We start from the raw sequence: 19507 nt of genomic DNA on the forward strand, positions 1-19507 counted from the left end.
ATGCATGCCGCTAACCGTACCGACCTCAACCTCCTGCCCTCAGCGGTGATGATCTACGATGATCGCGAACGGCTGCAGGCCTGGAATGATAAGGTGGCGCTGTTTTATCCAACGATCGCACCCTGGCTCGCCGTCGGCGCCACTCTTGAGAGCCTGGCCGAGAAGTTTATCGATGCCGGATATAACATCGACCCAGGCCGGCAACAGACGCTGCGCGAGGCGATTATCCGCAACTGCCGCCAGACGAACCACTGCGAGGTCCGCCAGTCGGGCAACCGCCGGATTTACATTCAGCATCAGCGGCTGGCGGATGGCGGGATTGTCAGCCTGCATACCGACATCACCGAGCTTGACGAGGCCCGGCGCTCACGTCACCAGCTTCATGACGACTTTTTATTCACCGCGGAGTCGATCCAGATCGGTATCTGGGACTGGCAGGTCTCCCACGACAACCTGCAGGTGAATGACACCCTGCTGGCGATGGTCGGCCAGTCGCGGGCCCAGTGGCGCTATCCGCTGCGTTTTATGCTCAATCTGGTCCACGAGGACGATCGCACTACCCTGCAACAGGCGATGATCGCCTCGCAAAACGAGCATATGCCGGTTTTTGAATGTGAACTTCGTGTCCAGCACCCGACGCAGGGCTGGCGCTGGATGCTGCTCTCAGGGCAGATCGTCACCCTCAACATGCAGCAGCAGGCAGAGCGGGTGATCGGCACCTTGCAGGATATTACCCGGCGCAAAGCCGCAGAGCTGCTGGCCATTGAGGCGGCGAAGGAGGCCCGCGAGGCGAACGAAGCGAAAAGCGCCTTCCTCGCCAATATGAGCCACGAAATCCGCACCCCGATGAACGGCATTCTCGGCATGACGCAGCTCTGCCTCGATACGCCGCTGACCGCGGAGCAGCGGGAGTACCTTTCGCTGGTGATGAGCTCAGCCCAGTCGCTGCTGCACATTATTAACGACATTCTTGATTTCTCACGCATTGAGTCGGGCAAGATGCAGGTGGACGAAGAGCCGCTGGAGATCCGCCCCTTTATCCAGTCGCTGATCCGCCCGCATATGCCTGCCGCCAGCGAAAAGGGCATTGAGCTGCTGGTGGACATCTCACCTGCGGTACCGGAGGTGCTGACCGTCGATGGCCCCCGGCTGCGGCAAATCCTGACTAACCTGTTGGGTAATGCGCTGAAGTTCACACATCAGGGGGAGGTTCTGCTGGCGATTGCGCCGGCCGACGACGAAAGCCGCTGGCGCTTTCGCATACGCGATACCGGCATCGGCATCGCCCCGGAGAAGCAAAAGGCGATCTTCGAGGCCTTCAGCCAGGCCGATAGCTCTACCACCCGCCGCTACGGCGGCACCGGGCTGGGGTTAACCATTTCGGCCCGCCTGGTCAGCCTGATGGGCGGCGAGCTGATGGTGGAGAGCCAGCCCGGGGCGGGCAGCGAATTTGCCTTCACCCTGCCGCTGGAAGGCCTGCACGCCGCGGCCTCCGGTAGCGCTCCGCTGAGCCGCTTCAACAACCAGCGGGTGCTGGTGGTTGACGACAACAGCACCAACCTGCGCCTGCTCGACACCATGCTTCGCCAGATGGGGCTGATGCCAAGCTGCGTGGACAACGCCGGCGAGGCGCTACGCCGGGCCGCCGAAGGGCCGCCCTGGCCGCTGATCCTGCTCGACGCGCAGATGCCGGATATGGACGGCGTATCCCTGGCGCTGGAGCTCTCCGCCCTGCCCGAGGCCCGGCAGAGCCAGATCATTATGCTCAGCTCCATGAGCCGCCATTTTGACGCCAATATGCTTAAGCGCATCGGTATCGCCCACTATCTGCATAAACCGGTGGCGCAGCGCGAACTGCATCAGGTTATCGCCGGTATTCTCCTTCCCACGCCGGTGGTGGCGACAGCGCCAGCCCCCGTTGCGGAACCGGTCAGGGACCAGACCGGGCTGCATATCCTGCTGGCTGAGGACAACCTGGTTAATCAAAAGGTCGCCAGACGGCTGCTGGAGCAGTTGGGTCACCGCTGCGAGGTGGTGAGCAACGGCCGGGAGGCGCTGGAGCGCTGGCGCGCAGCCTGCTGGGATCTCCTGCTGATCGATCTGCAAATGCCGGAGATGGACGGTGAAACCGCCATCCGTCTGCTGCGCGAAGAGACGCCGGCGCTGGGCAGGCAACATCAGCCCGCGATGGCCATGACCGCCCATGCCATGCAGGGCGATAGAGAGCGCTGTCTGGCGATGGGCTTCGACGGCTATATCGCCAAACCAGTGAGTCTTGAGGCGCTACGGGAAGCCATCGCCCGCGTCGGCGCAGCGGAAGATAGCGATTTGGAGGAAGAGAAAGGCCTGCCGGACGAGGCCCACCTGCTAAAACAGTGCGCAGACGATCCTGAGCTGGTCGAGGAGCTGCTGGGACTCTTCGCTGAAGGGCTTGATGCTGCGATCATCGCCCTCACCCACGCCATTGATACTAATGACCGGGAGACGTGGCGCCGTATCGCCCACAAACTGCGCGGCGAGGCGGTCACCCTCGGCTTTCAACGCCTTGCCGGGGTGCTCCAGCAAATGGAGAGCCGGGCGACGTCGCCCGGCCAGACCGTGCCAGATGACCTGCGCGACGCGCTGGCCGAGGCAACCACAGGCTGCCACCGGTGGCTACATCGCAGATCGCAGGAGGTCCTCCGTGATCGTTAAACGCCTTCTGCTGCTGATGGTTTGCCTGCCGCTGGCGCATGCCGGTTCTGCGCCGGTGACCTGGTCACTGGCCGGACAATGGCGGGTGCATGACGCTAACGACAGCGCCTTCGACGGCGCGCAGGCTTCGGATGGCGACTGGCGCACGCTGCGAGTACCGGCAAACTGGTACAGCGCTGGATACGATCATCAGGGCGCCCTGTGGTATCGCCATCAGTTTACCCTGCATGGCCTGTCGCCGGATGCCATGGCTACCCTGGTGTTTGACGGCGTCGATTACTTTGCCGAGGTGGCGCTCAACGGCAAGACGCTGGCCCGACACGAGGGCTATTTTCAGCGCTTCCCGGTGGACATCAGCGGGGCCGTACGCCGCCATAATCAGCTCGCCGTGCGGGTCGACAGCCCCTATGAAGACCCGCAAAAGATCTGGCCGCTGCACAAAACGCTGATGAAAGGGATCCTGAATCAGCACGACACCCGCCCGGGCGGCGCCTGGTCGGTTCAGGGGCAGGATGCCAACTCCGGGGGGATCTGGGCGCCAGTGAAGCTCCATCTGAGCCGCGGCGTCACCATCGACGAGGTGATCCTGCGCCCGGACTGGCAACAGGGGCTGGAGCAGCCCATGCTGCGTGCCGAAATCCGCTATCGGGCTGTGACGCCCGGCCCCGTCACGCTACGCCTGACGGCTACCCCGGACAATTTTTCCGGCCCACGTTTTCACCAGGCCTTCGCGGTCACTCTGGAGAAAACCGCAGGCGTCCTGCACGTCTCGCTACCCATGCCGTCCGCGAAGCTCTGGTGGCCCGTGGGCGCAGGCAAGCCGAACCTCTACCGGGTGCGCGCCACCCTAACGGATAACCGGGGGATGATGGATACCGCCGTCACCCGCACCGGATTACGTAAGGTGGAAGCGCTGGCGGATAATCAGGGCTGGCGCATCAACGACAGACGGCTGTTCATTAAGGGCAGCAACTATATTGGCTCCCCATGGCTAAGCACCATGACGCGGAAAAAGTACCGTCGGGATTTCAGGCTTGTCACGGCGATGAACGCCAACGCCATCCGCGTTCACGGCCACGTGGCGGGGCGCGCGCTGTATGAGGTGGCCGATGAGATGGGACTGATGATCTGGCAGGATGTCCCCCTGCAATGGGGTTACGATGACAGCGCCGCCTTCGCCGAGAACGCTGTGCGCCAGACCCGGGCGATGATGGACCAGTTCGGCAATTCACCGGCGATTATTGTCTGGGGCGGCCACAACGAGCCGCCGTGGAACTCGCCGTGGATGGAAAAACGCTTCCCCGACTGGCATAAAACCTTAAACCAGACCCTAACACAGCGGGTAGGCGATGCGCTGGCGGAAGACACCTCCCGCATTGTGCATCGTTTTTCCGCCGTCGAAGAACACTACTGGGCGGGGTGGTATTTCGGCACCCTGCGCGACCTGCTCGCCCCGGCGAAGACCGGGATTATTACCGAGTTTGGCGCCCAGGCGCTGCCCCGGCTCTCCACCCTGAAGACCATTATCCCGGCTCATCTGCTGTGGCCGAAAACGACCGCCGCTGACGACCCCGGCTGGGTGCGATGGAAGTACCATAATTTTCAGCCTTTCCAGACCTTTAAATTTGCCGGTATTCCACGAGGCAACAATATTCAGGAGATGATTGAAAACACCCAGGCATATCAGGCCAGACTGGTGGCGCTGGCGGCGGAGAGCTATCGCCGCCAGCGTTATCAGCCGGTGACCGCCCTGTTCCACTTTATGTTTGTCGAGACATGGCCCTCCATCAACTGGGGGGTGGTGGATTATCTGCGCCAGCCGAAGGCCGGTTACTATGCCCTGCAGCGCGCCTATCAGCCGATCCTGCCGTCCATCGAGCCGGTGACCGCCAGCTGGCGTCAGGGAAGCCCGGCGACGGTGCGCCTGTGGGCGGTTAACGATACCTGGGCAGCCTGCGAGGATTGCCGCCTGACCTGGCAGGTCAGGCAAAATGGCCAGATGCTCGCTCAGGGAGAAACCTCGCTGACCCTGCCGCCCGACGCTGGCCAAATGGTCAGGGAGTTGACCGTCACCCCCGCCGGCCCGCAGCCCGTGACGATCGACTACCGCATTGACAACCGTCGCGGCAAACGCGTGGGCGCTAATCAGCATACCGAGCCCGTCGCCGCGGCGCAGGCGGGGAGATGAAGATGGAGCCAATCGGTGCCGCGGTCAGTCGTGGATTTTCACCCCCAGACAGCCACGAACGAATTCAGGATTAAAGTGTTTTACCGCTTCGCCGACATAGCCTAAATCCAGGGCGCCGATTTGCGCCATTTCGCTCGCGGTGAGCGAGAAATCCCAGATGGCAAAGTTCTCTTCAATACGCTCCTGGCGGGTGGATTTAGGGATCACCGTGACGCCACGCTGCACGTTCCAGCGCAGGATAACCTGCGCAATGGTTTTTTGATGGGCATCGGCAATCCCCTGCAGCATCGCCTCTTGATACGGATTATGTCTGCCACCGCCTAACGGCGCCCACGCTTCCGGCTGAACGTGATAATGCTTCATGGTTTCCAGCGCCGCAGGCTGCGCGAAATAAGGATGCAGTTCAACCTGGTTCACCATCGGCCTGATTCTGACGGTTTCGCAGAAGTTAGCTAACACATGGGGGTAGAAATTGGAGACGCCAATCGCTTTCAGCTTCCCGGCTTCATACGCGTCTTCCAGCGCACGCCAGGCGCTGAAATAATCGCCCATCGCCTGATGCAACAGATAGAGATCGAAATATTCCAGCCCGGATTTTTTTAAGGACGCGGCAATCCCGGCTTTCGCCATCCCGGTGTTGGCCATGTCCTGGACCCACAGTTTGGAGGTTATAAACAGCGCCTCACGGGTACACAGACCTTCGGCGATGGCTTCGCGAACGGCTTCACCCACCGCATCTTCATTATCGTAGACGGCAGCGGTATCGATAAGGCGGTAGCCGGTACGAATGGCGTTCAGCACTGACTGCTTACACTCTGCTTTATCGGTCACCTTAAAAACGCCAAAACCCAGCATCGGCATTTTAAGGTTGTTACTTAATACAGAATATTCCACGGTAAAGCTCCCCTCTTGTTAAAACATCATGGTAAGACAAGAACGCGGTCACGATTAGCCTGTCATTCCTGATTTGACTTATGCATTCAATTCATTAATCGCAGTGCGCTGAGATGATCTGATTTTGACAGAGAGCAGAAAAGTCCCCCCTGCCGCGCCCAGCAATAACAGACCGCTCAGTGCAAACGTGCTGTGCCATCCCAGACTATCAAACACCAGGCCGCCTGCCGTTGACCCGAGGGCAATCGATAGCTGGATCACAGCAACCATAAGACCACCGCCCGCCTCCGCATCTTCGGGCAGCGTCCGCGCAATCCATGTCCACCAGCCGGTGGGCGCCGCCGTCGCCAGCAGGCCCCACAGGCTTAACAGTACGGTGACAGCACCGGTATGGTGCCCGGCCAGCAAAAGCGCTCCGACAATCGCAGCCATAATCAAAGGGATAGCCACCAGAGTCAGATAAAACCGGGCGTGCAGAACGGTCGAAATGAGCAGCGTGCCGACAAAACCAGCGACGCCAATCGCCAGTAATATCAGGGGCAGACCAGAAGAACTGACCCGGGTCACCGTCTCCAGAAACGGTCGCACATAGGTAAATAAGGTAAACTGCCCCATAAAGAACAGCCCGCAGGCCAGCAATCCAAGGGATACCGTCGAGCGGCGGAGCAGACGCAGCACGGTTCCCTGCCGCTGTGGTGCGCGCTGGCTTTTCATCGACGGCAGGCTAACGCATTGCCAGATGAAGGCTACCATCGCCAGCGGAACAAGACATAAAAAGGCACCGCGCCAGCCGACGGTGGCCCCCAGGTAGCTGCCCAGCGGCGCTGCCACAACGGTGGCCAGCGCGTTACCGCCGTTAAAGATGGCCAGTGCGCGGGGGACCTGGCGTTGCGGCACCAGCCGAATGGCCGTTGCCGCCGACATCGACCAGAAGCCGCCGATGACGATCCCGATGAGCGCTCTGCCCAGCATATAAACCGGGAAACTGGACGCCAGGGCAATCATCAATCCTGAGGCCGCCATCAACGCCGTGAGCCCCAGCAACAGCCATTTACGGTCCAGCGACCCGGTAAGACGGGAAATCGTCAGGCTGGTCAATACCGCCAGTGCGCCAGAAAGCGCGATCCCCTGGCCTGCTAATCCCTCGGTAATGTGTAAATCACCCGCGATGGGTGTCAACAGACTGACCGGCATAAACTCTGAGGCAATGAGCACAAATACGCAGAGCGTCATCGCCAGGACGCCGCTCCAGTATGCGCGGGTGTTATGTAATCCAGACATTATTTATCTCCGACAAAACAAAGCCGCCTGCAGGCGGCTTTGGGGATGTCTCCGGCACAGGAGAGCTATTGCAGGTTGGTTTTGAAAAATTGAGTGAATGTAGCAAAGGGAATTTTGCCCGCGACGTTGTCATAGAGATCGACGTGGTTTGCGCCAGGGACAATCACCAGCGCTTTCTCTTTACTGCCGATCGCCTTAAAGGCATCTTCGGCAAAATAGCGTGAATGGGCTTGTTCGCCGGTCACAATAAGCGTCGGAATAGTCACTTCGCTGGCGTAACTCAGCAGCGGCATATTCATAAACGACAGCGGCATCGTCGCATTCCAAGCCCCGGTTGAATTAACCGAACGCGCATGGAAACCTCGCGGCATACGGTAATAATCGAAGAACTCTTTCAGGACCGGATTGGGGTTGGCGGGCAAGGTTTCCGGCAAAATACGATCGGCAGCGCTGACGTTGCCTTTCTCATCAACATATATGTCATGCCCACCGGGGGCGGAAGTGCCGTTTGCCGCATCCTTCCAGCGCTGCGCGTTCAAGTACTGCAGTACCGCTCGGCGGTCGGCTGTCGTGTAGCGGTCTTTGCCATCGCCTACCCCATGACCCATCGCGCGGCTCATGTCATACATGACGCTGGTCGCCACCGCTTTGACGCGGGTATCCATCGCCGCGTCGTTTAGGGCCATACCGCCCCAGCCGCAAATGCCGAGCAAACCGATACGGTTGCGATCCACCTCTTTTTGCAGGCCCAGAAAGTCCACCGCGGCACTGAAATCCTCGGTATTGATATCCGGTGAGGCCATGTTGCGTGGGTAGCCACCGCTTTCGCCCGTATAGGATGGGTCAAACGCCAGGGTGACAAACCCCTGTTCGGCCAGCGTCTGGGCATACAGGCCGCTGGACTGCTCTTTTACCGCGCCGAAGGGACCGCTCACGGCAATAGCTGCCAGTTTGCGCTCACCGCGATCCTTCGGCAGGTAGAGATCGCCAACTAAGGTTATCCCGTAGCGGTTCTGGAAGGTCACCTTACGGTGATCCACTTTCAAACTCTCAGCAAACGTTTTATCCCATTTTTCAATCAGTGAAACAGGCGCATTCGGGTTAATTGTCTCAGCATAGCTCATCGTTGTCACTCCAGTTAATGAGGCGCAAAGCAGCATGGCGGGTATCGCGGCTGTCAGTTTTTTGGTGAAAACCGTCATCAAAATTCCCCTAAATAAACGTGATCAATGCAAGTCTCCAGTAGACAATGCAGCTGTGCTTTATTGTCGTGCGCTTAGTGTAGCCAGCAGTAATGGTTCTTATTAGGGGGTGAAAAATGCTAAGATTAATACCATATTGTTCTAAATGGCATGCAGGTGACGAGGCGGGAGAATGGCGAAACGGGAAAACTATAATGACCTTTATCTGTTTATGCAGGTGGTGCGGGAAGGCAGTTTTACCGCCGCAGCGCAACGACTTGGCCTGGCGCAGTCCGGGGTAAGCCGTGCGGTTCGCGAACTCGAAGAGCGGCTGGGCGTTCAGCTTCTGGTGCGCACCACCCGCCGGTTGTCGCTCACTCAGGCGGGTGAGCAGCTCTATCACAATGTCGAATCCGGTTTCGACGCCTTAGATATGGGACTCGCCACGCTGGCCCACTATCGTCAAACGCCCTCCGGTACGGTACGCATCAATGCCAGCCAGCATGCCATTGATAAAGTCCTGCTGCCGAAGCTGGCAGTATTTAAACACCGCTATCCCGATATCAGACTGGAACTGATCAGCGAAAGCCGGTTTGTCGATATTATTGCGGAGCGATTCGATGCGGGCGTGCGTCTGGGCCCGGAAGTCGGGAGTGGTATGATTGCGGTACGCATTTCGCCCGATATGGAGATGGCTGTTGTCGGTACCCCGGAACATTTTCGCCGCTACGGCTTTCCACAAACGCCCGCCGATTTAGTCGCCCACCCCTGCATCGCTTATCAGTTCGGCGACGGCAGCCTTTACGCCTGGGAACTTAATGTGGATGGCAAAAAAATCACCCACCCGCCTCAGGGACAGTGGGCTTTCGCCGATAGCTATATGGAGGCCAAAGCGGCGAGGCTCGGTCTGGGGCTGGCCTATGTCCCGGAAGAGCTGATTACCGACGATCTAGCCCAGGGCACACTTATCCGGGTGCTCCAGCGTTATAGCCAGCGTCTGGAAGGTTCATTTCTCTATTACCCGCACCGCAATGTGTCGCCCGCGCTGAGAGCGGTCATTGATACATTGCGAATGTAGCTGAGGTTGCCTGCAGGCAGCAGGCAACTGGTAGTGGCCGGTGACTGGCGCTGTGCTCAGCATTTTCACTCATTTCCGACCCAGGCCACACAGGCCAGGCTGATGCCGCTGGCGGAACATAAACTCCTGCTCTGCACCGTACTGCAACGTCCGTTCGCGGCCCCGCCGTTGCATTATCCAGCGGAGACTGTTGGGGGACTGACCGGGATATTTATCCTGCAGCATTGCCAACAGCGTCGTTGGCATAAGCGCTGGTCTCGCCTTCAGCCGGCTAATACATGCTGTCCCCTGCTGCTTCAGGAGGATCTTTGTGCGTCCGCCAGTGACGTACAGCGGCTTTTGACCCCCTGTTTTTTATCGAACCGGCTGCCGGCGCGGACAGAGGCACAGGGGGCAGGATATCAGCCGAAGTCTACAGACAGAGCGTCACGCTGCTCGTAAAGAAAAACAGGGGTAAACCGGATAGTAAAGGCAAGCCTGAGCAGCAAGATAATGCTGCTGTTTAAGATGACGTATCAGCCCGCGTCCTTCAGGGATAAATTCCTTGCCGTCGCGTTCCAGGTCTGTTCCCCTTCCTGCGTATTTGCAAGCCGACCTAACAATCCCGTATCGGCAGTGATGAAAACATGGCTGAGAATGACAAGATGCTGTTGTGCACGTAAACGCCACTTCAGACGCATGTTCCTGCACCACTCATTCCAGTTCCAGACACGAATTGCTAGCATTTCCTGGCTGAAAGTATAGACCGCGATGGCTGCCGAAATTCCCGCAAAGGTCTTGATCGTCAGTGGTAACCAAGCCCCACTGCTCAATGAAAGTAACCCTGTCGTTAGTGATTTCAGCACCGCAATAAGCAGCCCAGTGAAAAGTCCGAGAATAATAATCAACAGACAGATCCACGGTGACCAGGATGGTGCCTGATCTTTTTCAGGCACTTCCGGCAGAGACCATCCCATCAGCCAACCTCCATATCCGGCATGCTTGCGATGACACTCGCACCACACTGTGTCTTGCAGCCATGCAATACAATCCCACGCCCGTTTTCTTCATACGCAGAAACATCGCATTCAATAATTTTATTCGTACTGTGTTTCGGGCAACTTACGGTATCATTCAAAAGTGCGGCATTATTACCGAATATATCGAAGCTGGATGAGGCTGATGTGACTTTGCCACCGTGCGAAGTCACGTCCCCTAAAACGACGACAAACTTCCCCATTTGTTAATCCTTTATTTAGGTGAGGAATACCCCCAGTAAAACGAATAACTGGAGACTTATTTTTATCAACTTCAGGTAAATCTCGAAACACTAGAGGTTCAGAATTTATTTTATCGTCAGAAAGATATTTGTTGGCCTCCAGTTTATAATCTGTCCCGTTTAATCCAAGCCTCTTATTCAGGCCTTCGCAAAGTTTATTCTCCGCAATTGAAAACCACTCTCCTGTCGAGTTTACACCGTGTACAAGTATAATAATACCAGGCAAATGTGGTGGTAAATCACAATCGCCTCTGATCTGGCAATTTTTATGAGATGGAAATGAGTACCAGGACGGATGCCAATTATCATCAAATTTACATTCAAGTTCCCGGATGGGTTCAGAATCACTGTTCATTTTTTACCACCTCCTTTTTCCCATTTGACTCATTGGTATATGTGATGATTTTAGCTTCAATGCTTTTATTACATAGATATTTAGCATCGATACTTTTCGTTGAAAGTTTCGGAAAATCAATCCTGTGACTATAAACCTCATCCTCAATCCTGATTCGAATATCTGACAATTCATTTGCCATCAAATTACTCTCCTCATGAGTTTTAGGAGGTGTTAATTTTCTGATATAGTCGAATATATGAAATGTGGGTCCATAATCATTTGCATAAGGCATTTTTTTTCTTATCAGTTCTTTTCTCACTAACTCATGAACTTTTTTCTGCCAATCATCATAAACACTGATTAATTTTCCGTCTGAAAATCTTAATTTATTCACTGAATGAAGATCGCGAAGACCTATAGGGTGAGAAAATACACTCTCTGTTTGAGACTCATCTTTTAAATAAACCCCATCATTAGCCACTACCACTTTAAGCTTACTGAACCGTTCAGGGGTACTGTACTCCTCAGCTATAATTTTATAGATAAAGGTTTTTCCATGATCTGCTGAAAAGAAGAAAAACAAAGGACAACCTCGCTCTGACCTTCCACTACCACAATATTGTCTGGTAGATGCGCCGGGGAGTGCCAGATAACCATTATCTGCCCCATTAATAACAGAGCCTTTATAAGCTACTAAATTATTTCCCCGGCGATAGGAAAAATCATAAAATTCAATATCCCATCCCAGGTGTGTTTTTATTCCCCGCTGAGAGTCATTGTAATATACCTGTCCACCCTTATCACAGGATATGTAGTTTTCCAGCGTCAAGTATCGATTTTTATCTATGCGATAAATAATTTGTGGCGGAGCATCCGTTTCAACTTTCCGCGACACTTCAACCTTTTGAGAGCCACTCATTCCTCCCAGGCCCACTCCAAAACTGGCCCCCATACTGGCCCCTGCCAGGAACTGCAAGCCTTTATAAATGACATAGAGGAGCACACCGACAATGGCTATAATTGTAAGCACTTTTCTGTCTGACTGATTCCATCTCATCTTAATTCGCCTTAACCAAGCTGATAATCATATTGTCGATAACATCAGATGAATTGAGTGACGTCGCTCCAGAATCATCTGTCACACCGGAAATAACAGAACCATCTGGCATAGTGATTTTGTATGCCCTGCCAGGCATGGGTTCTTTTGTTAGCGCATTTCTGATTATAAATTTCTCATCAAATGTTGAAGGCTCAAACGACTTCATCACCCCCTGCATATTGCCAGTGCCCGCTTTCCTGATGCCCGTATTCTTAAACAGCAGTTTGCCCGGTCCACCAATCTCAACATTCCCGCCTTTGATTTTGATATAGCAGCCTCCACAGACCAGCGTCAGTTCATCCTGTGCCGTAACGACCAGTTTCTTGCCACTCGAAATATGCGTGTCCTGTGTCGACCAAGTGGTGATATTTTCACCCTGAGCCTGAATATCAATATCGTTTTGCGAGCTGAACGGTTTTGCCCCTTCACGGCTGTACAGGCTGAGTTGTTTACCGGCCGCCAGCGTAAAGTCCTTCTGCACACCGACATCTAGCTGTTTACCCGCCGTCAGCGTCATATTATTACTGGCTGATAGCTGCATATCTTCGCCGCTCACTAGTACCATGCCTCTCCCGCCGTGTTTTCCTGTAGCGTGGTTTGCCCCTGGACAGGGCTGTTTTCTGTGGTAACAGACATTAGCATTTTCCCGGTTAATCCATTAACAGACGCGCCCCCGGTTATTTCGGGGCAAGCGCACTCATTTCGCCGCGTAATTCCTGGGACAGCGGCGGATCTTTCAGGATTGTCTCGAGCTCTTTTCTGAAAGTGGCGTTATCGAGCAGATTGGATTTGAGATCGCGTAATAAGTTACGCGTCGCCAGGATGGCGCGGAGCTGCGGAATTTTCCGGGCAATCTGCTCCGGTTCAAAATCTTTGATATCGGTAAAACGCAGTCTGACGTTCTCCTCTTCACCATTGCCGGCCAGCGTATTTGGCACCGAGAGGTTTACTTCCGGGCTAAATTCCGAAAGTACGCTGTTAAAACTATTTTTATTGACGTGGATTTTTTCTCTTTCCGATAAAGGCCGGTTCTCCTTCCCATGACTAAAATCGCCGATGGTAAGCAGCTTGAGTGGTAGTTCAACCTTCTTTTGCGCTCCGCCGGTATGAAGTGATAATTTGAGATTAATACGCGCTTTGGGCACTTCGTTCTGGAACGTATCAGCCATAGCAGTTCCTTTCCTTGAGGAAGGATCATTGAATATTAGCAGGAATAAAACGGGATGATGATAAAACAAAAGTAGATTACCGATCAACTTAACAGGTTAAGAATTTAATTTATTCACCAAGTCAACAATTCAATTCAAAAGATAGAGCATCATGAATATTCAATACCGGAACCTATATCACCCACCAATGATTATTTTGATAAATAATGTAAGATAAATATGTACACCTGATATCCCTGCAACGAAAAAAAATAAAATGCATCACTGAATAAATTTTACACCAGCGTCGCGATGGAGCAATCACATTTATCACTGTAGCGGGATAAATTATTCAGAGGACAACTATCAGGGAACCATCATGTTCGCTGTTTGCGCTCAACGTACATGGCCGGGAGCCTGACGCATGCTCCTCCCTCTCCTACGCCGCTGCGCATCGTTGCCACATGACGCTATTTTCCGCCGCGCTGGCGTCAGCGTCCCTGGCATCACGGCCGGTTCGCATTCTGCGGATCGCCGGGCTATATCCAGGACAGCTTTCTCGCACAACGAGTCAATGTCCTCATGCGGATGGTTTCAATGCCAGTAACAGCTCCTTCGACACTGATCCCTTTTTTATCAACTTCAGGGGGTCAGCCATGGCAACCTCAACGCCCCCTGCGCCGTACTTTACCCTGCAAATTAACGGTCTGGACTATCTCCGCCGCATCCGCGACGTGCACCCTAAAAAAGGCGACAGCTTCCTTGCGTGCGCCATCGCGGCACTGAACGGTCCTACCACCAAACCGGAATATCGCTATTTTGATATTCGGGTTTCAGGCGATGAGGCGTAACATCTGATCCGCCGCTACAATGATGCCGTTGACGCCGGGAAAAAAGTGCTGATTGGCTTTAGTCTCGGCGATTTGTGGACCGATATTTATACCCATACCAAAGGGAAATATTCCAGGAAGCAGGATGTAAGCCCGAAGGCCTGGCTATCTTTATCCACTGGATTAAAATCGATGGCCAGGAGGGTTATCAGGCGAAGTCCAAATCATCTGAACAGGCTGAAGACACGTCGCCGGAAGCTCCAGCATCGATGGCATATCCAGATTCAACGTCCAATATGTGTTGACAGTCAGGCTCCTTTGGAAGCGGGATTTTTTAATATATCTTCTGCACTTTCAATAGGATAACGGGTATAACCACCATCTTTCTTACACACCACAGCAGTCACATGAACAGAATTGTTTTCAATATATATCGCTCTATAATTATTTGGTGTGTCCATCAGATATCTGGCTTCTCTACCTAATTCAGGAATAATCCAGTATTTATCATTACATTGAAAAGAGCTTCTGGTATCATAACGGTAAACTTCTTTCGCCACAGCATTAAACAATCCACCAGCGCTAATGAAATAGGAAGTATAACCGATAATTAAAAAAACACCTGACAGACAAAGAATTGAAGTATGCACCATCGAAGGTATTTTAATTTTTTAACCCGCGATGAATCAGTTACCGCCCCTATAGCCATACAACTAAAATAGGAAGCAATCACAAAAAATGGGATAGAAAATAAGATTGAAAAAGCCCACCCAACATAAGAAATTTTAGCAACACTAATATCAAAGACTTCATTTACAAAACCATTCGTTAACATCTTCGAAATAAACAATATGATTGAACACAGAATTAAAAGAGCTCGATTTATTTTTTTAACAGTATTTTCTCGTAGCCTTGACATGCATAAAAAATAATAATTACAAAACAGTAATGAGAAAAAAATTGCCGGAACACCAAGCAAGAAAATACCATAATTGAAACCAACACCTGAAATCGCCGTCGCCGCGGCGATAAAAAATATTACGATTAACGTGCTTGAATCACTAATGATTCCTTTCAGTTTACCTCTTCGTCCAGGAAATACACCTCTGAGGCGTTTTCTCTCTGTACTCGCAAAAGTAACAGAAGAAAAACACCCGATAATATACCCGGATACCATCACCATGCTGATAAATGTTATGATAATGAGTAGACTAGTCCCCGTATGATTTCTGGCATACACCAAGCTGAACATAATGACTGGGCACCAAATAAAACTTATCCAGAACACAACAGGGACTGAACGAAAAAACTTTCCCATCATTAATTTCCGGCCTTTCCATATAACAATTCAGGTAGTTATAACAGGTCTATCTCCTACATGTCTATCAATCAGACAACAGATGAGTAAAAAGGCTGTGTTAGTCACCACACGGTTAAAAACGACTGCCCACTGCCCCCTATTTTCGGCCGTCCGAGAGTCACGCTACTTGCAGGATGAACTCCATTTTCTGCCGGACGCCTCGCCATGAAGAATGACGCTCTGTGTTTACTGTATGTTTTCGCCCTGTTTATTAGCGACTGCGCTCTACGCCAGAAACCGTTGCCTGTTTCCGCCAATACCGGTGTAGCCCCCTTTACGCCGCAATTTACCGAGCGCCAGCAGCGCTACACTCTAGTAGAACTCAAACCGAAACCGGCCGGATGAGCCTGCTGCTACAGCCCGTCGAAATTAACCTTCCCGATACGGTTGGCGCCGCAATGCGCCAGACGGGCTTTAGTCTGTGTACCGCCGCCGAACGTTCATCGCTCTATATGCTTCCGCTGCCCGCCACCCACCGACACAGCAGGCGAATACCGCTGCGCGACGCCCTACAGAAGGAAAAACTGGCGCGGCAAGACGCGCCAGCTCTGGGTTTATACGTGGTTACCTTGCGTTATCAGGAAACCAGTGCCGGTTAGTGCTTCACGATATACATGGTACGACTGTAGGCCACATCTTCCGGGTTGGTGATCGGGTAGCCTTTCAGCCACGGCTTAATCAGCCGGCCGTTAGTGTACTGGTAGATCGGCGCAATCGGCGCTTTGACCATAATGATCTTCTCCGCCGCGTTGTAATCGTCGTTACGCGCTTTGGCCGAATTCTCCACCGCCGCCTGGGCGAGGATTTTGTCGTACGCCGGATCGTTAAAGCGCGAGATATTTCCGCTGTGGGTGGAGGTCAGCAGCGACAGGAAGGTGGACGGCTCGTTGTAGTCCCCTACCCACGAAGCGCGGATCACGTCGAAATTGCCGGTGTTACGGCTGTCGATATAGGTTTTCCACTCCTGGTTTTGCAACTTCACTTCCACGCCGAGGTTTTTCTTCCACATCGACGCCACCGCGATGGCAATCTTCTGGTGATTCTCAGAGGTGTTATACAGCAGCGTCAGCTTCAGCGGACGATTCGGGCCATAGCCGGCGGCAGCCAGCAGGGCTTTCGCCTGGGCATTAAGTTCGGCCTGACTCATACTCTCAAACTGCGACGGCTGGGGGGTGAAGCCCGCCGTCACGTCCGGCGTGAAACGCCAGGCCGGTTTTTCCCCGGTTCCCAGTACTTTCTCCGCCATCACCCGGCGATCGATGGTCATGCTCAGCGCCAGTCGCACCCGCTCGTCCGCCGTCGGCCCCTTTTGGGTATTGAAAGCGTAATAGTAGGTACCCAGCTGCGGCGGGGTATATACCTGCCCCGGAATATCCTTCAGTAGCTTCTGATACATATTTTTCGGGAAAGATTCGGTGATATCGATATCGCCAGCGAGATAGCGCTTGGTGGCGGCGGACTCCTGGTTGATCGGCACAAAGGTGACCTGCTGGATCACCGTTTTGGCGTTATCCCAGTAGTGCGTGTTCGGCACCACCACCAGCTTTTCATTGACCACGCGATCTTTCAGAACATAGGCGCCGTTGCCCACCAGGCTGCCGGGCCGCGTCCAGTTCGCGCCGCTGTCGACATTCGCCTTCTGTACCGGGTAGAAGGCAAAGCTGGCGGTCAGGTTGCTGAACCACGGCAGTGGTTTATCCAGCTGCACCCGCAGAGTGTGGGCATCGACGGCGGTAACCCCCAGGGTCTCCGGCGCGGCTTTGCCGTCGATAATGTTCTGCGCGTTGGCGATCCCCGCCAGCGCCGCGAACCAGGCGAACGGCGAAGTGGTTTTCGGATCCACCAGACGCTGCCAGCTATAGACGAAATCCTCGGCGGTAACCGGCGTGCCGTCGGACCAGCGCGCGTCATCGCGCAGGGTAAAGGTCCAGACGCGGTTATCGTTGCTCTGCCAGCGGGTCGCCACGCCTGGAACCAGGTTGCCTTTCGCATCCTGATTGACTAAACCTTCAAACAGATCGCGGATCACCTGGATTTCCGGCAGGCCCACCGCTTTGGCGGGATCTAACGAGGCGGGTTCATCTTTGATATGGCGTACTAACAGCTGTTTTTCCGCCAGTACCGTGCCCGGCGGTACGTCCGCCGCCCAGGCTAAAGAAGATACGCTGGCTAACCACAGCGCGCCGCATGTCAAAGCGACAGGATACTTCATAAGATCCCCTTTAAAATGAAAAAAATACCGCCAACAGAGCGATAATTATTTGTTTCATCACCTGAAATTGCAAACGACATATGATAGAAAGTTGATGTGTCGTCGGATTTCACGCCTCAGGGAATGGGTTTGATCCCGACACGCTTTTCGCCAACACTGAATAATAACGACACACAGGAAGCCCTATGTCTATTTCACGCCCTCGCCCCCAGCGCGGCGACTTTCCGCCGGGAACCCGGCAGTACGGCAGCTCGGAACTGGGCGCGCCGCTGCTGTGGTTTCCTGCGCCGCAGGCCGACAGCCGTAGCGGCCTGATTATTGCCGGCACCCACGGTGATGAAAATTCGTCGATTGTGACCCTCTCCTGCGCCCTGCGCACTCTGAAACCCGAGCTGCGCCGTCACCACGTGGTGCTAACGGTCAACCCTGACGGCTGTCAGCTCGGGCTGCGTGCCAATGCCCGCGGCGTTGACCTCAACCGTAACTTTCCGGCCGCTAACTGGAAACAAGGGGAAACGGTTTATCGCTGGAACAGCGCGGCAGAGGAGCGCGACGTGGTGCTGTTGACCGGCGAGCAGCCGGGTTCGGAGCGGGAGACCCAGGCCCTGTGTCAGTTGATCCACCAGATCCATCCGGCGTGGGTGGTCTCCTTTCACGATCCGCTGGCCTGTATCGAAGACCCGGGCCACAGCCCGCTGGGGCACTGGCTGGCCGACGCCTTCTCCCTGCCGCTGGTGGGCAGCGTGGGCTACGACACGCCGGGCTCCTTTGGCAGCTGGTGCGCGGATATCGGGCTCCCCTGCATCACCGCCGAGTTCCCACCGGTCTCCGCCGACGAGGCAACGGAGCGTTACCTGCCGGCGATGACCGATCTGCTGCGCTGGCAGGCTTAAAGATGAAGCACGCCGGTGCTGAACCGCAGCGCCGGCTCAACGTCCACCGCCAGCCATGTCGGGCCGTCGAGGTCAGCGAAGCGCGCCATCGGCGCCAGGGGGAGTGCGGCGGCGATCCCGCGCGAGGTGCAGAGCATACAGCCCAGCATCCGCGCATACCCCTGCCGTTCCGCCTCCCCGGCCAGAGCCAGCGCTTCGGTCAGACCGCCCGTTTTATCCAGTTTGATATTGACCATCTCATAGCGCCCGCGCAGCCGCGGCAGGCTCTCCCGGGTATGGCAGCTCTCGTCGGCGCAAATCGGCAGCGGATGAACGAAGTTTTCCAGCGCCGAGTCGTCATCGGCGGGGAGCGGCTGCTCAAGCATCGCCACACCGAGGTCCGCCAGCAGCTGACAGCGCGCCGCCAGCCCCTCGCTGTGCCAGGATTCATTGGCGTCGACAATCAGCGTAGCCTCCGGCGCCGCCTGGCGGATAGCGATTAGCCGCTCGCTGATCAGTCGATCGTCGAGCTTCACTTTCAACAGCTGAGCCCCTGCCTGCCACAGCGCCGCGGCGCTGGCCGCCATCTGATCCGCCGTACCAATGACCACCGTTTGGGCGGTGATCACCCGGTTGGGCAACGCCACGCCCAGCAACTGGGACAAGGTTTTGCCTTCGCGCCGCGCCTGCAGATCCCACAGCGCGCAGTCAACGGCATTGCGCGCGGCGCCTGCCGGCAGCAGCCGCTGCAGCTGTTCGCGGGTGAGGCCCGCTTCCAGCTGCTCGCCGATCGCCATTACCTGGGCCATGACCGAAGCGATGCTCTCGCCATAGCGGGGATAAGGTGTGCATTCGCCCACCCCTTTCACACCGTCCTCCTCCAGTTCCACCACCACCACTTTTGCCTCGCTGCGGCTGCCGCGGGCGATCACAAAAGGGGTATGTAGCGGCCAGGCTTCCTCATACACTCGCACGTTGCGCATTCCCTTGTCCTCTCTGGTCAATGTTAAATAGGGTTTGCCGTGTAGCTGGCGGATGTCATACACTACTCGTGACGTTAACTATATGTAAACAG

The 19507-nt window shown here is 54.9% G+C and carries 19 protein-coding genes and 4 pseudogenes; 7 read left to right on the top strand and 16 right to left on the bottom strand.

The genetic code is table 11. The annotated features are described in order from the left end of the window. Together SP68_RS14480 and SP68_RS14485 are read left to right on the top strand one after the other, a co-directional pair. The gene (locus SP68_RS14480) at nt 1-2694 is read left to right on the top strand and encodes a hybrid sensor histidine kinase/response regulator (protein ID WP_040968416.1); all 2694 of its coding nucleotides are present in this window, start codon (nt 1-3) and stop codon (nt 2692-2694) included. Further along, nucleotides 2684-4882, top strand: a complete 2199-nt coding sequence (locus tag SP68_RS14485; RefSeq protein ID WP_040968415.1) for a glycoside hydrolase family 2 protein — start codon at nt 2684-2686, stop codon at nt 4880-4882. The genes SP68_RS14480 and SP68_RS14485 overlap by 11 nt, the downstream gene beginning before the upstream one ends. A gap of 24 nt (nt 4883-4906) precedes the next feature. Here SP68_RS14485 and SP68_RS14490 read toward each other — a convergent pair whose 3' ends face one another. The 3 genes from SP68_RS14490 to SP68_RS14500 form a co-directional block, all read right to left on the bottom strand. Continuing rightward, a complete protein-coding gene (locus SP68_RS14490) occupies nt 4907-5776 on the bottom strand; it encodes an aldo/keto reductase (RefSeq protein ID WP_040968414.1) in 870 nt (289 codons plus the stop codon). 78 nt (nt 5777-5854) lie between these two features. Beyond that, on the bottom strand, nt 5855-7057 hold the full coding sequence (locus SP68_RS14495; RefSeq protein ID WP_032754168.1) for an MFS transporter: 1203 nt from the start codon (nt 7055-7057) through the stop codon (nt 5855-5857). 65 nt (nt 7058-7122) lie between these two features. Next, nucleotides 7123-8259, bottom strand: a complete 1137-nt coding sequence (locus SP68_RS14500; protein ID WP_040968413.1) for an alpha/beta hydrolase — start codon at nt 8257-8259, stop codon at nt 7123-7125. Nucleotides 8260-8431: 172 nt separating this feature from the next. Here SP68_RS14500 and SP68_RS14505 point away from each other — a divergent pair, with 172 nt between their 5' ends. After that, nucleotides 8432-9316, top strand: a complete 885-nt coding sequence (locus tag SP68_RS14505; protein ID WP_008805214.1) for a LysR family transcriptional regulator — start codon at nt 8432-8434, stop codon at nt 9314-9316. 81 nt (nt 9317-9397) lie between these two features. On the opposite strand, the pseudogene SP68_RS14510 reads toward SP68_RS14505, so the two are convergent. The 8 genes and pseudogenes from SP68_RS14510 to tssB all read right to left on the bottom strand — a co-directional run. After that, a pseudogene (locus tag SP68_RS14510) lies at nt 9398-9699 on the bottom strand (IS21 family transposase); the annotation flags it as partial. A 132-nt stretch (nt 9700-9831) separates the two neighbouring features. Further along, complete coding sequence (locus SP68_RS14515; protein ID WP_022066392.1) at nt 9832-10272, bottom strand: hypothetical protein; 441 nt, start codon at nt 10270-10272, stop codon at nt 9832-9834. After that, nucleotides 10272-10535: a PAAR domain-containing protein gene (locus SP68_RS14520; RefSeq protein ID WP_040968412.1), complete on the bottom strand. Its 264-nt coding sequence runs from the start codon at nt 10533-10535 to the stop codon at nt 10272-10274. The genes SP68_RS14515 and SP68_RS14520 overlap by 1 nt, the downstream gene beginning before the upstream one ends. Beyond that, the gene (locus SP68_RS27420) at nt 10447-10929 is read right to left on the bottom strand and encodes a T6SS effector phospholipase Tle3 domain-containing protein (protein ID WP_022066391.1); all 483 of its coding nucleotides are present in this window, start codon (nt 10927-10929) and stop codon (nt 10447-10449) included. Before SP68_RS27420 ends, SP68_RS14520 begins: the two co-directional genes overlap by 89 nt. Then, nucleotides 10919-11968 carry a T6SS immunity protein Tli3 family protein gene (locus SP68_RS14525; RefSeq protein ID WP_022066390.1) on the bottom strand — a complete coding sequence of 350 codons (1050 nt, stop codon included), beginning with the start codon at nt 11966-11968 and terminating at the stop codon, nt 10919-10921. Before SP68_RS14525 ends, SP68_RS27420 begins: the two co-directional genes overlap by 11 nt. Before the next feature lies 1 nt (nt 11969). Beyond that, a pseudogene (locus SP68_RS14530) lies at nt 11970-12581 on the bottom strand (DUF2345 domain-containing protein); the annotation flags it as partial. Further along, nucleotides 12569-12646: pseudogene (locus SP68_RS29100) on the bottom strand (hypothetical protein); the annotation flags it as partial. The pseudogenes SP68_RS14530 and SP68_RS29100, both read right to left, overlap by 13 nt. Nucleotides 12647-12687: 41 nt before the next feature. Further along, entirely contained in the window at nt 12688-13179 is a 492-nt protein-coding gene (gene tssB / locus SP68_RS14535; protein ID WP_040968410.1) for a type VI secretion system contractile sheath small subunit, read from the bottom strand. 635 nt (nt 13180-13814) lie between these two features. Between tssB and SP68_RS14540 the strand changes: the two are divergent. Continuing rightward, nucleotides 13815-14354 (top strand): annotated as a pseudogene (locus SP68_RS14540) (DUF3577 domain-containing protein). Here the strand turns inward: SP68_RS14540 and SP68_RS28905 are convergent. Both SP68_RS28905 and SP68_RS26520 read right to left on the bottom strand, forming a co-directional pair. Then, entirely contained in the window at nt 14297-14548 is a 252-nt protein-coding gene (locus tag SP68_RS28905) for a hypothetical protein (RefSeq protein WP_136398297.1), read from the bottom strand. The pseudogene SP68_RS14540 and the gene SP68_RS28905 overlap by 58 nt on opposite strands. A 50-nt stretch (nt 14549-14598) precedes the next feature. Continuing rightward, entirely contained in the window at nt 14599-15309 is a 711-nt protein-coding gene (locus SP68_RS26520) for a hypothetical protein (protein WP_022066383.1), read from the bottom strand. 204 nt (nt 15310-15513) lie between these two features. On the opposite strand from SP68_RS26520, the gene SP68_RS14545 reads away from it, so the two are divergent. Together SP68_RS14545 and SP68_RS14550 are read left to right on the top strand one after the other, a co-directional pair. Further along, a complete protein-coding gene (locus tag SP68_RS14545) occupies nt 15514-15693 on the top strand; it encodes a hypothetical protein (protein ID WP_022066382.1) in 180 nt (59 codons plus the stop codon). Next, on the top strand, nt 15690-15947 hold the full coding sequence (locus SP68_RS14550) for a hypothetical protein (protein WP_022066381.1): 258 nt from the start codon (nt 15690-15692) through the stop codon (nt 15945-15947). Before SP68_RS14545 ends, SP68_RS14550 begins: the two co-directional genes overlap by 4 nt. Here SP68_RS14550 and SP68_RS14555 read toward each other — a convergent pair. Continuing rightward, nucleotides 15944-17560 carry a peptide ABC transporter substrate-binding protein gene (locus SP68_RS14555; protein ID WP_022066380.1) on the bottom strand — a complete coding sequence of 539 codons (1617 nt, stop codon included), beginning with the start codon at nt 17558-17560 and terminating at the stop codon, nt 15944-15946. The genes SP68_RS14550 and SP68_RS14555 overlap by 4 nt on opposite strands. Continuing rightward, nucleotides 17557-17673 (bottom strand): hypothetical protein, encoded by a 117-nt coding sequence (locus SP68_RS28400; protein WP_162499977.1) that lies wholly within the window; start codon nt 17671-17673, stop codon nt 17557-17559. The genes SP68_RS14555 and SP68_RS28400 overlap by 4 nt, the downstream gene beginning before the upstream one ends. A 72-nt stretch (nt 17674-17745) precedes the next feature. Between SP68_RS28400 and mpaA the strand changes: the two genes are divergently transcribed. Further along, nucleotides 17746-18453 carry a murein tripeptide amidase MpaA gene (gene mpaA, locus SP68_RS14560; RefSeq protein ID WP_008805227.1) on the top strand — a complete coding sequence of 236 codons (708 nt, stop codon included), beginning with the start codon at nt 17746-17748 and terminating at the stop codon, nt 18451-18453. Here mpaA and ycjG read toward each other — a convergent pair. Next, a complete protein-coding gene (gene ycjG, locus SP68_RS14565) occupies nt 18450-19415 on the bottom strand; it encodes an L-Ala-D/L-Glu epimerase (protein WP_008805228.1) in 966 nt (321 codons plus the stop codon). The two genes, mpaA and ycjG, sit on opposite strands and share 4 nt — an antisense overlap. Nucleotides 19416-19507 lie beyond the last annotated feature (92 nt).

The organism is Klebsiella variicola, assembly GCF_000828055.2.
In the GTDB taxonomy this organism is placed as follows: domain Bacteria; phylum Pseudomonadota; class Gammaproteobacteria; order Enterobacterales; family Enterobacteriaceae; genus Klebsiella; species Klebsiella variicola.

Coding starts and splice junctions, on each gene's coding strand:
- SP68_RS14480 (WP_040968416.1), top strand. CDS start 1: ATGCATGCCGCTAACCGTACCGACCTCAACCTCCTGCCCTCAGCGGTG.
- SP68_RS14495 (WP_032754168.1), bottom strand. CDS start 7,057: ATGTCTGGATTACATAACACCCGCGCATACTGGAGCGGCGTCCTGGCG.
- SP68_RS14500 (WP_040968413.1), bottom strand. CDS start 8,259: ATGACGGTTTTCACCAAAAAACTGACAGCCGCGATACCCGCCATGCTG.
- SP68_RS14505 (WP_008805214.1), top strand. CDS start 8,432: ATGGCGAAACGGGAAAACTATAATGACCTTTATCTGTTTATGCAGGTG.
- SP68_RS14515 (WP_022066392.1), bottom strand. CDS start 10,272: ATGGGATGGTCTCTGCCGGAAGTGCCTGAAAAAGATCAGGCACCATCC.
- SP68_RS14520 (WP_040968412.1), bottom strand. CDS start 10,535: ATGGGGAAGTTTGTCGTCGTTTTAGGGGACGTGACTTCGCACGGTGGC.
- SP68_RS27420 (WP_022066391.1), bottom strand. CDS start 10,929: ATGAACAGTGATTCTGAACCCATCCGGGAACTTGAATGTAAATTTGAT.
- SP68_RS14525 (WP_022066390.1), bottom strand. CDS start 11,968: ATGAGATGGAATCAGTCAGACAGAAAAGTGCTTACAATTATAGCCATT.
- tssB (WP_040968410.1), bottom strand. CDS start 13,179: ATGGCTGATACGTTCCAGAACGAAGTGCCCAAAGCGCGTATTAATCTC.
- SP68_RS26520 (WP_022066383.1), bottom strand. CDS start 15,309: ATGATGGGAAAGTTTTTTCGTTCAGTCCCTGTTGTGTTCTGGATAAGT.
- SP68_RS14545 (WP_022066382.1), top strand. CDS start 15,514: ATGAAGAATGACGCTCTGTGTTTACTGTATGTTTTCGCCCTGTTTATT.
- SP68_RS14550 (WP_022066381.1), top strand. CDS start 15,690: ATGAGCCTGCTGCTACAGCCCGTCGAAATTAACCTTCCCGATACGGTT.
- SP68_RS14555 (WP_022066380.1), bottom strand. CDS start 17,560: ATGAAGTATCCTGTCGCTTTGACATGCGGCGCGCTGTGGTTAGCCAGC.
- mpaA (WP_008805227.1), top strand. CDS start 17,746: ATGTCTATTTCACGCCCTCGCCCCCAGCGCGGCGACTTTCCGCCGGGA.
- ycjG (WP_008805228.1), bottom strand. CDS start 19,415: ATGCGCAACGTGCGAGTGTATGAGGAAGCCTGGCCGCTACATACCCCT.